The following is a 16,091-nucleotide window of genomic DNA, read 5'->3' as shown; positions in this document are numbered from 1 at the left end:
TTATTTCAGAGGCGAATTTGCAGTCGGAAAAGCGATGGTCGAACGCATGTCGGTCGTCAGCCAATCCGGCCCGCCTTTCGGTGGCCACACGTTTTTGGCAACGGAATCTGCACGGATCTGGCCGCGCTCGTTCACCGAAGCGAAAGGCCAGATATGCGTCATGCGCGGCTTGCCGTCGACGCCATACATGCAGATGGTCAGCTTTGAGAGTTCCGTGCGCGCCGGTACAGCCGCTTCCCATGCCTTTATCGTTGGCTCCAGACCACCGGTCTTGAGAACATAGGTACGGAATTCATAGGCAGGACCAAAGCTGCCAGTCTCAATCGGCGGCAGAAATGGAAATGGCGCATAGCCTTCAAGTTCCAGTCCGGTCAGCCATTCGGCAGCACCAAACGGACTGGCCGCGCGAAGTGTGCGCTCACGCTCGACTTCAAAATCGCCGGTGGTATCAAAGCCGCGCAGAACCAGAACCTTATTCAACGCGCCAATATCGGCATAGAAAATGCCCAGAAGACGCCCCTTGCCTTCCCCCGCGAATGCTTCCACTGCCGGCGCAACCTTGGCGGCTGCCCCCATGGTCGTGGAAAGAGTTGCGATTTCATAGCGTTGCATGTTTCTTCCTTTCATTCGTGATAACGTCGGGCGCATCTTGTGACACATCGGTAAGCTTTCCGGCGGCGTGTTTAGCCACACGCCATCCAAACACCACGGCTGGACCAATGGTCGTGCCCGGCCCCGGATAGGTCCCGCGAAAGATGGAGGCGAGATCATTGCCGCAAGCATAAAGTCCATGGATCGGCTCACCGTTCTCATTGAGAACCCGGCCAAATTCATCGCCGGAAAGACCTGCACTGGAGGCGAGATCGGATGGGCGCACAGCCATGGCGTAATAGGGACCGGCACCAACCGGCCCTAAGCACGGATTAGGGCTGAAGCTCGCGTCGCCATTGAACCGGTTCATCACCGATGTGCCGCGCCCAAAGTCTTCATCAATACCGGTTGCGGCAGAACGATTATAGGCTTCGACGGTCTGGACAAGCATGCCCGCGTCGCAACCGATCTTGGCCGCCAGTTCCGGCAAGGTCTCGCCCTCGATCACATATCCGGCCTTGAGCATGGCTTTCAGGTTCTTCGCCCCCGGCAGGATCATCCCCATACCATAGCGATGCAGAAATGCTACGTCGCAAACCAGGTGGGCTGGATTGGCGCCATTACCAATCTGACCCATCGAAAAATCATGATAGGAATTGGATTCATTGACGAAGCGCTTGCCCGCAGCGTCAACCGCCAGAAGGCCCGGCTTGGCGCGGTCGAGGATGATATGCGGCCACACGGCCAGCGATCCGTCTGCCCGACGATAGGACGAGCATGGCATCCAAAGGGCGGGGCTATCGCCGCCATCTTCGAAGCGCGCGCCTATCGCCATTGCCACATCCGCTCCATCGCCGGTGTTGGTGACAGGCGCCAGCGAATAATCGCGCGCCGCTTCAGGAAACAGCCGGTCGCGGATTTTCTTGTTCCAGCATACGCCCCCCGTCGCCAGCACGACCCCTTTGCGAGCCCTGATGCGACGCAGTCCCAATGGCCCCTCCAACACCGCGCCAACAACGCGGCCATCCTCCACAATCAGTTCGTGAACGCCGGTTTCGAACAGCACCGGCACCTTTGCCTTGCGCAGACTAAAGAGAAGCCGTGCCACCAGTGCATTGCCCATCAAAAGGCGTGTTCCGCGCTTGTAACTGAGGCGGTCGAGCACATAGCGCCCGACGATCTGGACGGTGCTGCGGAAATTGGCGATGGAGCCGAAGGGTTGCAGCAAGGCGCCCAGTTCATTGCGTCCCACCATCATACCGCCAAGTCCCATGAATTCGCGGCGCGGCGGACGAACCCGGTCGAAATCATCACGCTCCAGCAGGCGACCATCAAAAGTGACTGGGCCCAAAGCCCGGCCCCCATAGGCAGAACCTGGCCCGTCGAGATAGTCGGGATGTGCAAGAGCGGCGGCAAATTTCACATCGGTGCGACGGTCGAGTTCCTCGATAGCCTCGCGCCCTGAGGCGAGAAACGCCTCGCGCAGCCGAATGCCGCTGCGATTGGCGACAACGCTTTCCAGAAAAGCGCGCGCATCCTCGACTGTATCAGAAACGCCTGCTTCTTCAGAAAGATGTGTTCCCGGCACCCAAGTGGTGCCGCCCGAGGTTGAGGTTGTGCCACCAACCTGTTTTGTCTTTTCACATAGGAGGACATTTAGTCCCTCCAGCGCACCAACCAGCGCCACCGTCATGCCACCAGCGCCTGCACCGCAAACCAGCAGATCGACTTCGTCTGTTCCGTGCTGATCATGATCAGATCGCATATTCTGTTTCCTTGCTGTTGGATTGTGCGCTCTCAATCGCGGCCCGCTTGGCAATGGTTTCAGCTGCGAGGAACCCAAAGGTCATGGCAGGGCCAAGCGTGATACCACCACTTGGATAGTGACCACCCATAATGCTGTTCATGTCGTTGCCGGCTGCATAAAGACCGGCAATTGGCTGGCCCGAAGCATCGAGGACACGCGCAAATGCATCGGTCTCGATACCGGTAAATGTGCCCAGACTGCCCGGTACAATTCGCACCGCATAGAAAGGTCCATTGCGGATGGGAGCAATACAGGGATTGGGTTTCTGATCGGGGTCCCCCTGAACCCGCTGATAGAGCGTCTGGCCGCGATTGAATTGCGGGTCTTCTCCCCATTGCGCATCACGGTTGAACGCTGTGACGGTCGCGTTGAGACCCGCCGCGTCGATGCCGCAGCGTTCAGCCAATTCGGTAATCGTTGCGCCCTTGATAAGATAGCCGTTGTTCAACCAACGCCGATAAGGAACGGGCGCTGGTTTGACAGCGCCAAGACCGTAACGGCGCAAAAACCGATGATCGCAGATGAGCCATGAGACAACTGGTTGCCCCTCCGGAGTCGCTGCTATCATATCACAAACATAGTCATGATAGGGGCCGCCCTCATTGGCGAAACGGCTTCCCGAAGCCAATACCGCGATTACACCCGGCTTTCCGCGCTCGACCAGATGCGGAAAACGCCCCACGGTTCCATCATTGCGGGGAACGAGCGATACCGGCGCATAGGCCGCACCATGCGCCATGCGGTCGGATACGTGCCCGCCGACCATTTCGGCAAGACGCATACCATCGCCAATGTTTGTCTTGGGCGCTGCCGATGCGTGATCCGTACCGGCCCGAACATGCGGTAAGTGTTCAAAGAGACGCCCTTTATCATGCGGAAAGCCACCTGTCGCCAGCACAACGCCATGTTTGGCAGTGACAGTAAGGGGGCCTTTAGCGGTCATGAAAACGGCGCCCGTGACACGTCCTTGATCAGCGGTCAATTCGCGCGCTGCGGCTCCCGACCAAAGGGTAATCTCCTTATCGGATGCAGACCGCAATAGCCGCGCGACCAGCGCGTTGCCATTGACAAGTTGCATCGCCCGGCGATGAACAACGAGATCGCGCAGATGTTTCGACACGCGCCGTGTAACATAGGCAAATGCCTTGAGTGAACGCATCGCCGTCAGGAACATGCGCATGTCGACGCCCGATGCGATGCCCATGCCCAAAAACGTTGTTTCAGGGATGGGCGGGCGCAATTTTCCGATCAAGGAGCCAAGTTCGCGACCGTCATAAGGTGCAGCGACAACCGAACGCCAGCCTGTCGCCGCCGCCGGTGCATTGCCGTGAAAATCCGGTACGCCGCTGCCCGGATTGAAGCGGACTTGCGTGTTGCGCTCAAAGAAAGACAGCATGCGCGGCGCGGCTTTCAGATAACCGTCGATCATGGCCTCATCGTAACTATTACCAAGAATATGCCTCAAATAGGCTTTCGGCTCATCGGGGTTTTCACCCTTGCCAGCTGATACGGCATGAGGCGCATTGGGGATCCACAACCAGCCACCGGAAAAGGCAGTGGTACCACCGAACACATCGGTTTTTTCGGCCACGATGACCTTCAGTCCAAAATGCGCTGCCGCTACCGCTGCAGAAAGTCCCCCGGCACCAGAACCGACAACGAGGACATCGCATGCCGCTCGATGAGAGGAAACCATCGGGTCGTTGTTATCGATGGAGTGGTCGGGAGACATATGTATTTCCTATCTGCCAAAACGCGTAACTATCGGGCTTGGGAGTAAAGGGCGGCGATGGCCGCAATCACCAGCGGAACCGCAAAGACGATCATCACCGTCGAAAGGCTTGCACCCGAACCGATCAGAACACCACCCATCGACGGGCCAACGACGGCACCAAAGCGTCCCGCTCCCATGGCCCAGCCAACGCCCGTGCCTCGGACGGAAGCCGGATAAAGGCTGGCTGCGAGACCATAGAAGGAGTTGAAGCCACCATAGATCGCCATTCCCATGAGGAATGCCGTGAAGAGTATAATGCCGAGCGACATGTGGACTGTTCCGAACACCACCAGAAGTGCAGCGGCGAGAACAAGGAACACAGCCCCGACAATGCCTTGCGGAAAGCGGTTCGACAGCTTGCCCATCAGCAACGTTCCCAGAAACGCGCCGAAGTTTAGGATCGCACCGACATAGATGGCATTTTCCAATGTCAAACCGGCTTGCGAGGCAAGCTTCGTCACCCATGAGATAACGAAATAAAGCGACAGGAAGCCCATGAAAATTCCGACCCAGAGCCAAATCGTTGGCACCAGACGATTTTCGGCGAAAATGGTAGCGAAACCGGCAGCTTTCTGCTGAGCGGACTTTTGCGGCAATTGCTCGACCGACTCCATACCGAGCCTCGCCAGCACATGATTGACGCGTTGCAGAGCATTTTCAGGCCGTTTGCGGACCAGAAAATCGAGCGATTCCGGTAGGAAAAACCAGACGAACGGCAGCACCACCAACGAGGCAATGCCCGCGCCGATCAGCATCATATGCCAGCCGTAGACAGGGAGCAGCGGTGCCATGGCGAGGCCGGTAAAAACCGCTCCAAGCGGATAGCCAGCGGTCATGACGGCCACGGCGAAGGAACGCTCCCTTACCGGTGCAAATTCCGCAGCAAGCGCGGCCATCGAAGCAAGGATCGCGCCGATCCAAACGCCGATGAAGAAGCGCAGGACAACCAGTTCCATGACTGTGGTTACAAAGCCGCTCAGGATCATGGCGATTGTGATTGCCGCGAGGGCCGTAATCGTCAGTGGCCGGCGACCCCATCTGTCTGCAAGCGGCGCAACGAAGAAGCAGCCGATCACCATGCCCGCAAGACTTGCGGAGAACACGACACCAAGCCGCTCCGGTGACAGTGCCCAGTCTGCCGAAAGCGCAGGCGCGATATAGGAAAGGATAACAACATCCATGCCGTCGATGGCGTTCAACAAAAAGCAGATCGCCAGAATGATGACCCTCAACGAAGACCAGTTTTGCGAAGCGCCAATGGCTTCTAACGCAATATTGTCCTGCTTCGTTTGATCAATGGCTTTTCCGTGCACACCCTTGCGGGTTGCAAGTGTCAGTTTTGCGCCATCGGACCCGACGGCATCTATGCTGTTCATCTGTTCCTCCACTCGATCGCATACGTTCCACGTTGCATTTGCAGCGCGGTTCCACCGTCATGATGCGACATTTTTGTCCTCGTGCGCCGAGGACTCACGATCCTCACTCCCCAGCGTGAGGATCGTTATACAGAAATTTGAATATCATTCCAGAAAATAATTTGATTTTAATTTTGGAGGGAATTCATCAAGCTCAGTGTCGCGGCCAGCGCCTGAGCCGCTCTTTCACGCGGCGCCAGCCGCGCGTTCAATTCTTCGGAGGCGATTTCCACACTGATCGGCACATTCGCAGGCAAAGCCGCCAGAAATGCGCGCAGATCAATACCGCCCTGTCCCGGAAACAGCCGCCCGCCGCGGGCAACCCGGATCAGTTCGCTATCGGTGTCGATGAATTCTTTTGGCGCATCGCATATTTGAAAATAATGAATACGCTCGGTCGGAATAGATGTGAGATCATCGACCTTGCCGCCAGTGCGGTCCCAATGCAGAGCGTCGGCAAGCACACCACCATTGGCTTGGCCGGCCTTTTCCACGATGGCCAAAGCCGCTTGTGCGTCCCGCACGCCAGTCCACGGCATGAATTCGAGATCAGCGGTCAAACCATAGCGGCCCGCAAGCTCGGCGAAACGCGCAAAAGTCTGGGTGAGCCGCGCTGGATCTGGATCATCACCAGCAACCAGAATATTTGCAGCGCCGAGCACTGCCGCACATTCCAGAAACGGCAGAAATTCCTCGACCTTTGTCTGCGCTTTCAAACGCACGATCTCGACATCCCCAATGCGAATGCCGGTATCGGACAAAGCTGACCGGGCCTCTCTCAGAACTGCCGGGTCGGTTAAAATGGGATAGGGTCCCTCACCGCTGGCGGCGGCTGGAAGCAAGCGCAGACCAACGCTGTCATAGCCAGTTTCCGCTGCGATGCGGATTGCTTCCGCAGGAGCGAGATCGGGAACGGTGAGGAATGCGAGTACGAAATGCCTGTTCATGTCGTTCACACCGCGCAAAGAAAATCGACCATCAGATCGCGTACTTCGACGAACATATCAGCGCCGGTGATTGTGCCGCAGCCGATTTCGCGCGCACGCGCCACAAGCGGGGAAATGGCCGGTTTGGTGATCACTTCTCCCACAAACATGTCGGATGCCAGCTTGTCGCCGTCAAAGGGAAGAGCATCGCCTTCCTTCATGCCCGCAGGCGTCGCATTGACAATAACATCAAATCCGGACGGGTCTGATGTGCCCACGCCAATTTTCGCCAGACCCAGAGAAGAAAGCCGTTCGATCAGGCTATCGCGGCGTGCCGCATCCATTTCATGGACCGCCAGTTCCGCGATACCCGACTGAACGAGCGCATAGGCGATTGCCCCACCTGCACCGCCAGCGCCCGCCAGCAAAACCTTTTTGCCTTCCAGCTGGCAGCCAGCCTTACGTAGCGCCGCAACATGGCCCATTCCGTCAAACATCGCGCCTTCCCAGCCTGTTGGGGTCCGTCGCAACGTGTTGACAGAGCCCAGAAACGCCGCCGTTTCGGAAAGACGATCCGCCATGCGCGTGGCTGCGATCTTGTGGGGAACGGTGACAATAATACCATCCAGATTCTGAAGCGCGCGGGCGCCTTGCCAGAAACTGGCCAGATCTTCGGGCTTCACGTGGCCCGGTATGCAGATGGCATTATGCCCCCGGGATTGAAGCATCTCGGTTACACCTTGTGGCGATTTCACCTGTGCGATGGGATCACCGATGACGAAGTGGAGACGCAGCGCGCCATTCAGCTCGGGGGCCATATTTCCTCCAATAATTGAATATAATTCAACTTTCGAATATCATGCCAAAAACAAGCGGTCGAGCGAAAAGCGCCGCTCCAGGTCATTATAAGATCGCTGGAAACGAGCTGTTCCAAAGAAATTGGAAAGGCCGAACGCCGTCACTTCCGCAAAACAATGATTGAAAAACAGAATGTGACATGTCAGTTTCAAATTGACATGTCAGTTTCGCGAATGCTACGTTCACATCATAGACTTGTCGTCCACAATGTGAACATAGGAGGAGCCGTGGTCACGCAACCGCCCGGGGATATCGACCCCGAAACATTGCGTCGGATGCCCTATCAAAAGCCGCAGCCAGTAGAAATGCTGCCGGATTTGGTGGTGCCCAACGCCATTCCAACCGACGAACGTATCTGGGTTCCACAGTCCGAAAATGTCTGGTTCCGGCCATTGTGCCTCAACCGGTCAGCCGGTTACTGGATGAACCTTTTGAAGGTCCGCAAGTCTGGCGTGCTCAGCCGCCATCGTCATCCCGGCCCTGTCCACGCGCTGGTGCTTAAGGGCAGCTGGCGCTATCTGGAGCACGACTGGATCGCCACCGAAGGTTCCTATGCCTTCGAACCACCAGGCGAAATCCACACGCTGGTTGTCGATGAAGGTGTGGAAGAAATGATCACCTATTTCCAGGTTAATGGTTGCATGTATTACGTCGACCCCTGGGGCAACAATAACGGCTATGAAGATGTCTTCACGAAGATAGACATGTGCCGGAAACATTATGAAGAAATCGGCCTCGGCGTCGACTATGTCGATCAGTTTATCCGCTGATCGCAATCGGTTGCCGGATACAAAGTAAGTCAAAAAGGCAGGTTTGAATCCTGCCTTTTTGCAGCACCAGTTGCACGCTCCCATTCTCCCAACCCGTCAAAGAGTTTTCACCATGACCTATGCCCCCGATCTGTTTTCAGGCAAACTGGCGCTCGTCACCGGAGCCACAACCGGTATTGGAGCCGGAATTGCGACCGGCCTTGCCAGGCTTGGCGCGCGTGTCGTCGCCGTTGGCCTCGGTAGCGACCAGTCAAAGCCGGAAGCAGGTCTCGATATCAGCTATCATGAACTGGATGTTTGCGATGCAAATGGCGTTCAGGCGCTGATTGACGGTCTCGACCGGCTCGACATGGTGGTCAATTGCGCAGGCGTCATCCGGCGGCATGAGGAACATGAACTCGACGTGTTTGAAAAAGTGCTCGCCATCAATCTTACCGGCACGATGCGCGTCTGCACGGCAGCGCGCAGCAAACTCGCGGAAGGCAAAGGCGCCATCGTCAACACCGCTTCCATGCTGTCCTTCTTCGGCGGCGGGCTTGTCCCCGCCTATAGCGCCAGCAAGGGCGGCGTGGCTCAGCTCACCAAATCGCTGGCTATCGCCTATGCTCCCGACGGCATCCGGGTGAATGCTGTTGCACCCGGCTGGATCGCCACGCCGTTGACACAGGCTTTACAGGACGACCCCACGCGTTCCGGGCCCATCCTCGACCGGACCCCGATGAAGCGCTGGGGCAAGCCGGAGGATATTGCTGGCGTTGTCGCGTTTCTTTGCAGCCCTGCGGCAGCCTTTGTCACCGGTATTGTCATGCCCGTCGATGGCGGCTACCTAATAGCCTAACCAAAGGCCGAAGGACCGCCGAAACAGGGAGAATAGATCCTGACAATGCAGGAAAAAGTACCCGGCACCGCCGCGTTCTCCCGTTTCATGCAGGTCTTGCAGGCTGTCAGCGATCAGGAACAACCGCTGACGACTGCCAGGCTTGCCACGGCGGTCGATTTGCCTCGCCCTACGGTTTATCGCATCGTTGCGGCGCTCAAGGCCGAAGGTATGCTGACGGAAGTTCGGGGATCGGGCTTGTTGTTGCTGGGCCCGCGGCTTATCAGCCTTGCCGCACGCAGCTGGGAGCGTTCGGATTTGAGACAAGCGGCGGAATTGCCGCTGGTGCGGCTGCGCGACGCCATCGATGAGACAATCCATCTGGCGATCCGCAGCGGCAATGAAATGATCTATATCGACAAGCTGGAAAGCAACCGGACCGTCAGGATGATGTCCCGGGTGGGCACAAGGGTGCCGCTTCACTCCAGCGCGGTCGGGAAAGCCTGGCTTGCGGCGCTTGATCAGGCTGAAATTCAGGCAACACTCGACACGCTGCCCCTTCCCCAAAGAACGCGCCAAACGATTACCGGTCGCGACGATTTCGCCCGTGAAATCGAGGCAACCCGTGAGCGCGGTTATTCGCACGATCTGCAAGAAAACGAGGACGATATCTGCTGTTACGGTCGCGCTATCGTGGATCGCAACAGGCAGGTACTGGGCTGTATCAGTGTCAGCATGCCGCGATATCGGTTCGAGGAAACCCCGGCGGAAGCAATCCTCAGAGCGATGGCGGATTGTGTCCGCGACATCGCCCGTCAGTTTAATGAGTTTAACGGCTGACCCTCACGCAAACACGACGGAGACCGGGCTGCCGATCTCATAAGTTTCGCCAAGTGGCGAAAGCGCCCCGCTTGTCTGATCAATCTTGTAGACCGCGAGCGAATGACCGTCCTGATTGGCCGCAACCAGATAGCGCCCACTCGGGTCGATAGCGAAATCGCGCGGGGTTTCACCCCGGGTCGTGTACCAGCCAACAGCCTCCATTTCTCCACTTTCAGCATGAACCTTGAAAGCGACGATAGTATCGTGACCGCGATTGGATGCGTAGACGAACCGTCCGTTCGGGTGGACGCGGATTGCCGCGCAAGCCGATTCACCGGTAAAGACCGCGGGCAAGGTGGAGATTTCCTGGATCAGCCGGATTGCATCGTCGCCAAGGGCATATGCGCTGACCGAGCATCCCAGTTCATGCACAACGAAGAGCTTCGACCCATCGGTCGAAAGCGCCATATGCCGGGGCAGATACCCGCCTCTGGTTTTCACCACGCGATCGGGAGTTGTTGCAATCAAGCCTTCAGCAAGTGAATAACGCGCAATCTCATCCGTTCCTGCATCACAGATCAGAACGTGGTTGCCATCGGGAGTGACCGCTGCGCAGTGAACATGCGGTCCTTCCTGCCTGCTCTCGTTGGGACCCGTCCCACTGCGCTGAACATTGACAACCACGCCGGTCGGGACACCAGCGGCGTCGAGTTCGCAGGTTATGAAATTTCCGCTCAGATAGTTGGAAACAAAAAGCCTGTCTTCGGCTTTGTCCAGCGCAACGTGGCAAGGCCAGTCGCCCATCGCATCGACGCGGCCGAGCAAGCGCATATCGCCCGAGGCTTTATCGAAGCTGAGCACTGCCGCCGCCGCGCCATCCTTGGCGGAAAGTTCCTCGACGGCATAAAGCGTCTTCTTATCGGCAGATAGCGTCAGATAAGTCGGGTTGCGAAGCCCCGCGAATTGCGAAACCGGTGTGATCCGACCGCTTTCGCTCGAAAGCCGAAGAACGCTGATCCCCTGCCCGCGGGCATGCACATGCGGCAGTGAGTCCGTATAGCTGCCAATGATCAGGGTGATTTCGTCCGGATTGTTATTCTGTTCGGTCATGATTGGGGTCTCCTCCATTCATTGGGCGATGCGGGCGTAAAGATCGTCCTGCGGATGATAGCCGAGGAAGCGTTTGCCATTTTCGAGGCTCCAGTCTGAACCGGCATTCGCCGATACACCGTTAACCACAATGCCTTGCTCGGGCCAAGTGTCGCTCGATGCGGTAACGCTGGTAAAGACAAGCTGTTCGAAATCGCCGTTGGATAACCACATATTGCGGAACCATCGCAATGTGCGCGCTTCCTCTGCGTCGGCGGCGCTGGTCGCGCTCTGCCCGCTGGGCGAGCCGGATGTGCTGATATCGGCAGGATCATTGTCGCCGGGCAACGCCCAACCGACGCGCAACGACACAGCGCTCAGACGTCCCTTCGAACCAGCGGCAAGACCGGCGACGAAACGCTCACCCATGATCTTGGAGGAACCATACGCCGTCGAGTCGATATCCTTCGTGCCATCGTTCCAGCGGGTGCCCGGTGCTGGCGCCAGTTCCTCGCGGAGGGCACCCGGAGCCATGGTGGCGGCCAATTCGCCATCCTTGTAGCCGCCCATCGCGTGATTGGACGAGCAGAAGACATAACGGGCGACGCCATGCTCAAGACAAGCGAGTCCGAGATTGACGGTCATGTCGAATGACGCAGCCGCTTCGGACCATGTGGAGTCCGGCACGGGGTTTTTTGCGGCAAAATGAACAACGGCATCCACGCCTTCAAGGTGCTGACGCCAGCTTCCGTTTGCATCCGTCAGATCGGCCACCACGACTTCGATCTTGTCGTTCTCCGGTTTCGGCGGTGTGCGATTGGGCGAATAGAAACCGATGACTTTCTCGCACCAGGGCGCTGCGGCTAGTGCGGCGACTGCCTTCGCGCCCAGATTGCCACCAGCGCCCGTCACGATCACCGTTTTTGCCGTGCTCAATTTGGCGTCCTTCTCCATATGTCTCACTCCCTTTCGGTATCTTTTCGCCTTTCAGCGCATGAATCGTTTGAACAGGCTAGATGCCGTGTCTCGTCTCTTGCGGCACAGAATAATCGTGCAGCGGACGAAACCTCAGCGCATCCTTGTTGAGGGTCGCAATATCGGGGCATCCAAGAAGTCCCAGCCCGCGGTCCACCTCCGACGCCAGGATGCCGATGGCATGCTGCGCGCCAGCCTCACCGCCTGCGGCCAGACCATAAATCCCCGCGCGGCCGATTAGCACAAGATCAGCTCCCAGAGCCTTGGCCTTGAGAATATCGGTGCCGCGCCGGAAGCCGCCGTCCAGCATGATAGCAAGCTTGCCTTTCAGCTCGGCGGCAATTTCCGGAAGCACTTCCAGAGTCGATACCGCACCGTCAAGCTGACGTCCGCCGTGGTTGGAAATCACGATCCCATCGGCGCCGCAATCGAGTGCCAGCCTTGCATCCGCTCCCGTCGAGACGCCTTTCACGATGAGTTTTCCCGGCCACAGATCGCGCAGCCAACGAATGTCGTTCCAGTTGAGAGATGGATCAAGCTCGCGACCCAAAACCGCCGATGCGCCCTTGGCAGAGTCCTGTCCCGGCGGCAGAAGATCGCCAAGGTTCTTGAAACGCGGCAAACCATGCGGGATCGGCACATCCAGCAACCAGCGCGGATGCAGAGCCGTGTCGATAAGGTTGCGCAGATTGAGCTTCATGGGGCGGCGAAAATTGCGAAGGTCCCATTCGCGATTGCCATAGACCGGAATATCCGTCGTGACCACAAGGCCTTGAAACCCGGCGGCCTTGGCGCGTTCAGCGACTTTGCGGACGAATTCGCGTGTCCGGTACATATAGACCTGCATCCACAACATACCGCCTGCATGTTCGGCGATATCTTCCATCGAGGTATTCGAGACATTGCTGAGCGTGAACGGAATGTCAGCTTTCGCAGCGGCGCGCGCAAGCTTCAGGTCGCCCTGATGCGTGAGCATTCCGTTAAAGCCGGTCGGCCCGATAGCAAACGGGCTCGCGACACGCTGGCCGAAGAGCTCGACCGACTGGTTTCGACTGGTCACATCGACCAGCGTGCGCGGCAGAAAGCCGATCTGTTCGAAGACTTCCCGGTTGCGGCGCAACGTCACCTCGTCATCCGCTCCGCCTTCGACATATTCGAAGCAGAAATTCGGGGTTCGGCGGCGCGCGATCAAACGCAGTTCCTCGATGTTGCGGGCGCGTCTGAAATCCCAACCGGCGTAATATCGTCTTTTCATCAAATGCTCGCTGTCCGTTGCCGAATATGCCCATGCAAACAGAAATGTAACATGTCATTAATTGTATTAATGGCTCCGCACCTTCTGCCTGCGGAGCCACAATCTGGAAAATGCGTCAGCCGCTGTGATAGCCACCATCAACCGGCAATACGGCGCCGGTGACGAAAGCTGCCGCAGGTGACGCAAGGAAAAGCGTCGGCCCGACCAGATCGTCCACCGTGCCCCACCGCTTCAGCGCCGAGCGCTGGGCGATCTTGTCCGCACTGCCCTCGACCTGCCAGAGGTCTTTCGTCATGTCGGTCTTGTGATAGCCCGGCGCGACCGCATTGACGCGCACGCCGTCACGACCATATTTATGCGCCATGGCGCGGGTCAGACCGACGATACCCGCCTTGCTCGCGGTGTAGGCGGGCACGGTTTCATCGGCAAGATAGCTCAGCATCGACGCCACATTGATGATATTGCCGCCGCTCGCCTTCAAGAGAGGATAAGCGCTGCGGGCAAGGCGCATGGCGCTCGACAGGTTGATATCGATCACATTCAGGAATGTATCTTCATCCCATTCCTTGTCCGGGCGGGAAATGCCCTGACAATTTACCAGAACATCCAGACGTTCCAGTTTGGCAAAAAATGCATCAGCAGCTGGCGCATCGCGCACATCCAGACGCTGGAACGACAGCCGGTCAGTCGCAAACTGTGCGGCCTCTGCGATACGCTGTGCGGAACTGCCCGTCGCGATGACGGTCGCACCGGCTTCGGCAAAACCGCGCGCCATGGCAAGACCGATGCCGCTGGTGCCGCCGGAAACGATCACAACTTTGCCGTCAAATACCGGCTTTGCGAATGTGCTTACATCCATTTTGATTAACCTCCTCATTTGTCCTTGAAATCACGAAGCCAGTGCCCTGAGCGCCGAAACCACCATGTTGGCTGTAACGGGCATCGGCTCGTTGTGAATAATCTCGCCTTCGCGGGTGGCGCGCCTTGCGACGACGCTAAGTTTTTGTTCCGTCACCTCAGTTATGCCGATATCGGACAGGCGGGTGGGAAGGCGCACCGATTGACAAAAGCTGCGTACGCGCTCGAATTCTTCTGTTTCGCCAGCAATGAGCAGTCCCGCCAGCACGCCGATCGCGACCTTTTCGCCATGCAGATGATGGTGCACGTCATCCAGTTCGCAAAGGCCATGGTGAATGGCGTGGGCGGCTGCAACGCCGCCGGATTCAAAGCCAATGCCCGACAAGAGAATGGTGGCTTCGACGACGCGTTCCAGCGCCGGGCCCGCCTCGTTGCGGTCGCATTGCGCAAGTGCTTCTTCACCGAAGGCAAAGATTTCGTCCCGGCATCTGGAGGCAATGGCAAAAGCCAGATTGGTGCCGGGCAGACCCATGCAGTTCGCCGCACCACTTCGGCGGCAGGCCTCGGCCTCATAGAAGGTGGCAAGTGCATCGCCGATCCCCGCCGCCAGAAAACGGGAGGGAGCGCGCGCGATCAGCAGCGTATCGACAAGGACGAGATCTGGATTGCGCGGCAGGAACAGATCATAGGCCACCGTACCATCATCACGATAAACCACGGCAAGCGCGCTGCACGGCGCGTCAGACGCGGCAATTGTCGGCACGACGACAACCGGAACGCCGAGCCGGTGAGCGACAGCCTTAGCCGTATCGAGCACCTTGCCACCACCGATCCCGACGATCAGGTCTGAGGACGATGTGGTGGCCAGTTTCTGGACATGCTCCACTTCCGTTTCCGAACACTCGCCGCCATGTCTGACAGCCACTGGCTGCATGGCCTCGCCGAAGGCGGAACGCAGGCGCGGTTCCAGTTCCGCGAAAAGAAACCCGTCCAGAAGCGCCAAAGGTTCGACGCCAAGTTCGCGACTGTGCTGCCCCAGTTGCGCGAAGACATTGGGCCCCTGGATATAGCGGCCCGGAAAACGAATGCCATGGACGGAAGACAGGTTGCTCATGAAGCCTCTCCGATCCGCACCACGATTTTCCCCAATACGTTACGTTCGCGCATGTTCTTGAGTGCATCGACCGCCTCGTCCAGCGCAATGAGCTGCTCGATCATCGGGTCGATTTTCTTGTGCTGCAAAAGCGCCAGCATGGCGTCGCCCATCACGGCGAAGTCTCGCTGGGTGGGAACATGCCCGGCGGCATAGGCGCCGCCCAGCGCCACCTCATGGATGGAAGCGGCATAGGTATAGGGCGGAACGTCACGCAAAACCGGCATGGGATCGATGCAGAGCAGATGCCCGTTATAGCGGATCAGATCAAGTGACTGCCGCGCATCGCCGGGATTGGCGACCTCCAGCATGATATCGGCTCCGTAACCATCGGTGAGGGCGTGCACTTGTTGCTTCAGATCTTTTGCATGGCGGTCCAGAACATGATCCGCGCCAAGCGATCTTACGCGCGGTTCCTGATCCTTACGCGCCAGAGCGATGACCGTCGCGCCTTTGGATTTGGCGATCTGCATGGCAAAGCCGCCCACGGCGCCGCTCGCGCCCTGAACAAGTACGGTCTGCCCTGCTTCCACGTGCGCCTTGCGCACCAATGCCTGATAGGCCGTCAGGCCGGCACAGGGTAGCGCCGCCGCAGACGTCGCCGCTATGTCGTCTGGCAATCGGGACAGGACGTGGCTGTCAGCCAGTGCAAATCCGGCCAAAACGCCCTGCCGGTTAAGGTCGCTGTGCCATAGGACTCGATCCCCCACGTTCCAGCCCGTCACGTCCGGTCCCAGACTGTCGATCACGCCTGCGCCATCAAGGCCAACCACATGCGCGCCGGTTCCTTGCCACCATGGCGCAAAGCCGGTCGCAAGTTTCCAGTCCACGGGATTGAGCGATGCCGCCTCAACGCGGACGCGGACCTGCCCTTTAGAAGGTTGTGGACGCGGAATCCGGCGCAGGCTGACACCCTCCATCTTCTCGTCCGGCGCATCGCAAACGACGGCCCACATCAATGGCTCGCCTGAAACATGTAAC

Annotated in this window: 15 protein-coding genes; 3 read left to right on the top strand and 12 right to left on the bottom strand. The window is 58.2% G+C overall.

Features of this window, described 5'->3' with window-relative positions:
- The 6 genes from ABWW11_RS22520 to ABWW11_RS22495 all read right to left on the bottom strand — a co-directional run bounded on the left by ABWW11_RS22520 (window position 1) and on the right by ABWW11_RS22495 (window position 7,331).
- Window positions 1–612, bottom strand: coding sequence for an NIPSNAP family protein (locus tag ABWW11_RS22520; protein ID WP_109365635.1), 612 nt, complete (start codon window positions 610–612; stop codon window positions 1–3).
- Entirely contained in the window at window positions 599–2,356 is a 1,758-nt protein-coding gene (locus ABWW11_RS22515; RefSeq protein ID WP_109365634.1) for an FAD-binding protein, read from the bottom strand. Before ABWW11_RS22515 ends, ABWW11_RS22520 begins: the two co-directional genes overlap by 14 nt.
- Window positions 2,346–4,130: an FAD-dependent oxidoreductase gene (locus ABWW11_RS22510; protein ID WP_109365633.1), complete on the bottom strand. Its 1,785-nt coding sequence runs from the start codon at window positions 4,128–4,130 to the stop codon at window positions 2,346–2,348. The genes ABWW11_RS22515 and ABWW11_RS22510 overlap by 11 nt, the downstream gene beginning before the upstream one ends.
- 29 nt (window positions 4,131–4,159) lie before the next feature.
- A complete protein-coding gene (locus ABWW11_RS22505; RefSeq protein WP_319080419.1) occupies window positions 4,160–5,548 on the bottom strand; it encodes an MFS transporter in 1,389 nt (462 codons plus the stop codon).
- Between the two features lie 167 nt (window positions 5,549–5,715).
- The gene (locus ABWW11_RS22500; RefSeq protein WP_109365631.1) at window positions 5,716–6,534 is read right to left on the bottom strand and encodes a sugar phosphate isomerase/epimerase family protein; all 819 of its coding nucleotides are present in this window, start codon (window positions 6,532–6,534) and stop codon (window positions 5,716–5,718) included.
- 5 nt (window positions 6,535–6,539) lie between these two features.
- The gene (locus ABWW11_RS22495; protein ID WP_109365630.1) at window positions 6,540–7,331 is read right to left on the bottom strand and encodes a shikimate dehydrogenase family protein; all 792 of its coding nucleotides are present in this window, start codon (window positions 7,329–7,331) and stop codon (window positions 6,540–6,542) included.
- Window positions 7,332–7,646: 315 nt separating this feature from the next.
- On the opposite strand from ABWW11_RS22495, the gene ABWW11_RS22490 reads away from it, so the two are divergent.
- The 3 genes from ABWW11_RS22490 to ABWW11_RS22480 all read left to right on the top strand — a co-directional run bounded on the left by ABWW11_RS22490 (window position 7,647) and on the right by ABWW11_RS22480 (window position 9,798).
- Entirely contained in the window at window positions 7,647–8,141 is a 495-nt protein-coding gene (locus tag ABWW11_RS22490) for a 2,4'-dihydroxyacetophenone dioxygenase family protein (protein WP_109366386.1), read from the top strand.
- 112 nt (window positions 8,142–8,253) lie between these two features.
- Window positions 8,254–8,979 carry an SDR family NAD(P)-dependent oxidoreductase gene (locus tag ABWW11_RS22485; RefSeq protein ID WP_124915796.1) on the top strand — a complete coding sequence of 242 codons (726 nt, stop codon included), beginning with the start codon at window positions 8,254–8,256 and terminating at the stop codon, window positions 8,977–8,979.
- Window positions 8,980–9,024: 45 nt separating this feature from the next.
- The gene (locus tag ABWW11_RS22480) at window positions 9,025–9,798 is read left to right on the top strand and encodes an IclR family transcriptional regulator (protein ID WP_109365628.1); all 774 of its coding nucleotides are present in this window, start codon (window positions 9,025–9,027) and stop codon (window positions 9,796–9,798) included.
- A 3-nt stretch (window positions 9,799–9,801) separates the two neighbouring features.
- On the opposite strand, the gene ABWW11_RS22475 is transcribed toward ABWW11_RS22480, so the two are convergent.
- The 6 genes from ABWW11_RS22475 to ABWW11_RS22450 form a co-directional block, all read right to left on the bottom strand.
- On the bottom strand, window positions 9,802–10,890 hold the full coding sequence (locus tag ABWW11_RS22475; RefSeq protein WP_181375957.1) for a lactonase family protein: 1,089 nt from the start codon (window positions 10,888–10,890) through the stop codon (window positions 9,802–9,804).
- An 18-nt stretch (window positions 10,891–10,908) separates the two neighbouring features.
- Window positions 10,909–11,805: an NAD-dependent epimerase/dehydratase family protein gene (locus ABWW11_RS22470; protein ID WP_210205529.1), complete on the bottom strand. Its 897-nt coding sequence runs from the start codon at window positions 11,803–11,805 to the stop codon at window positions 10,909–10,911.
- 76 nt (window positions 11,806–11,881) lie between these two features.
- Window positions 11,882–13,099 (bottom strand): alpha-hydroxy acid oxidase, encoded by a 1,218-nt coding sequence (locus tag ABWW11_RS22465; RefSeq protein ID WP_109365625.1) that lies wholly within the window; start codon window positions 13,097–13,099, stop codon window positions 11,882–11,884.
- 115 nt (window positions 13,100–13,214) lie between these two features.
- Window positions 13,215–13,958, bottom strand: a complete 744-nt coding sequence (locus tag ABWW11_RS22460; protein WP_109365624.1) for an SDR family NAD(P)-dependent oxidoreductase — start codon at window positions 13,956–13,958, stop codon at window positions 13,215–13,217.
- 30 nt (window positions 13,959–13,988) lie between these two features.
- Window positions 13,989–15,071 (bottom strand): glycerol dehydrogenase, encoded by a 1,083-nt coding sequence (locus ABWW11_RS22455; protein ID WP_109365623.1) that lies wholly within the window; start codon window positions 15,069–15,071, stop codon window positions 13,989–13,991.
- Window positions 15,068–16,066 (bottom strand): zinc-binding dehydrogenase, encoded by a 999-nt coding sequence (locus ABWW11_RS22450; protein ID WP_319080420.1) that lies wholly within the window; start codon window positions 16,064–16,066, stop codon window positions 15,068–15,070. Before ABWW11_RS22450 ends, ABWW11_RS22455 begins: the two co-directional genes overlap by 4 nt.
- Window positions 16,067–16,091 lie beyond the last annotated feature (25 nt).

The sequence above is a fragment of the Brucella sp. NBRC 113783 genome, assembly GCF_040372265.1.
Lineage (GTDB): Bacteria > Pseudomonadota > Alphaproteobacteria > Rhizobiales > Rhizobiaceae > Brucella > Brucella teleogrylli.
The sequence above is the reverse complement of the archived record's forward strand: the minus strand, read 5'-3'. Positions and strand labels throughout refer to the sequence as shown.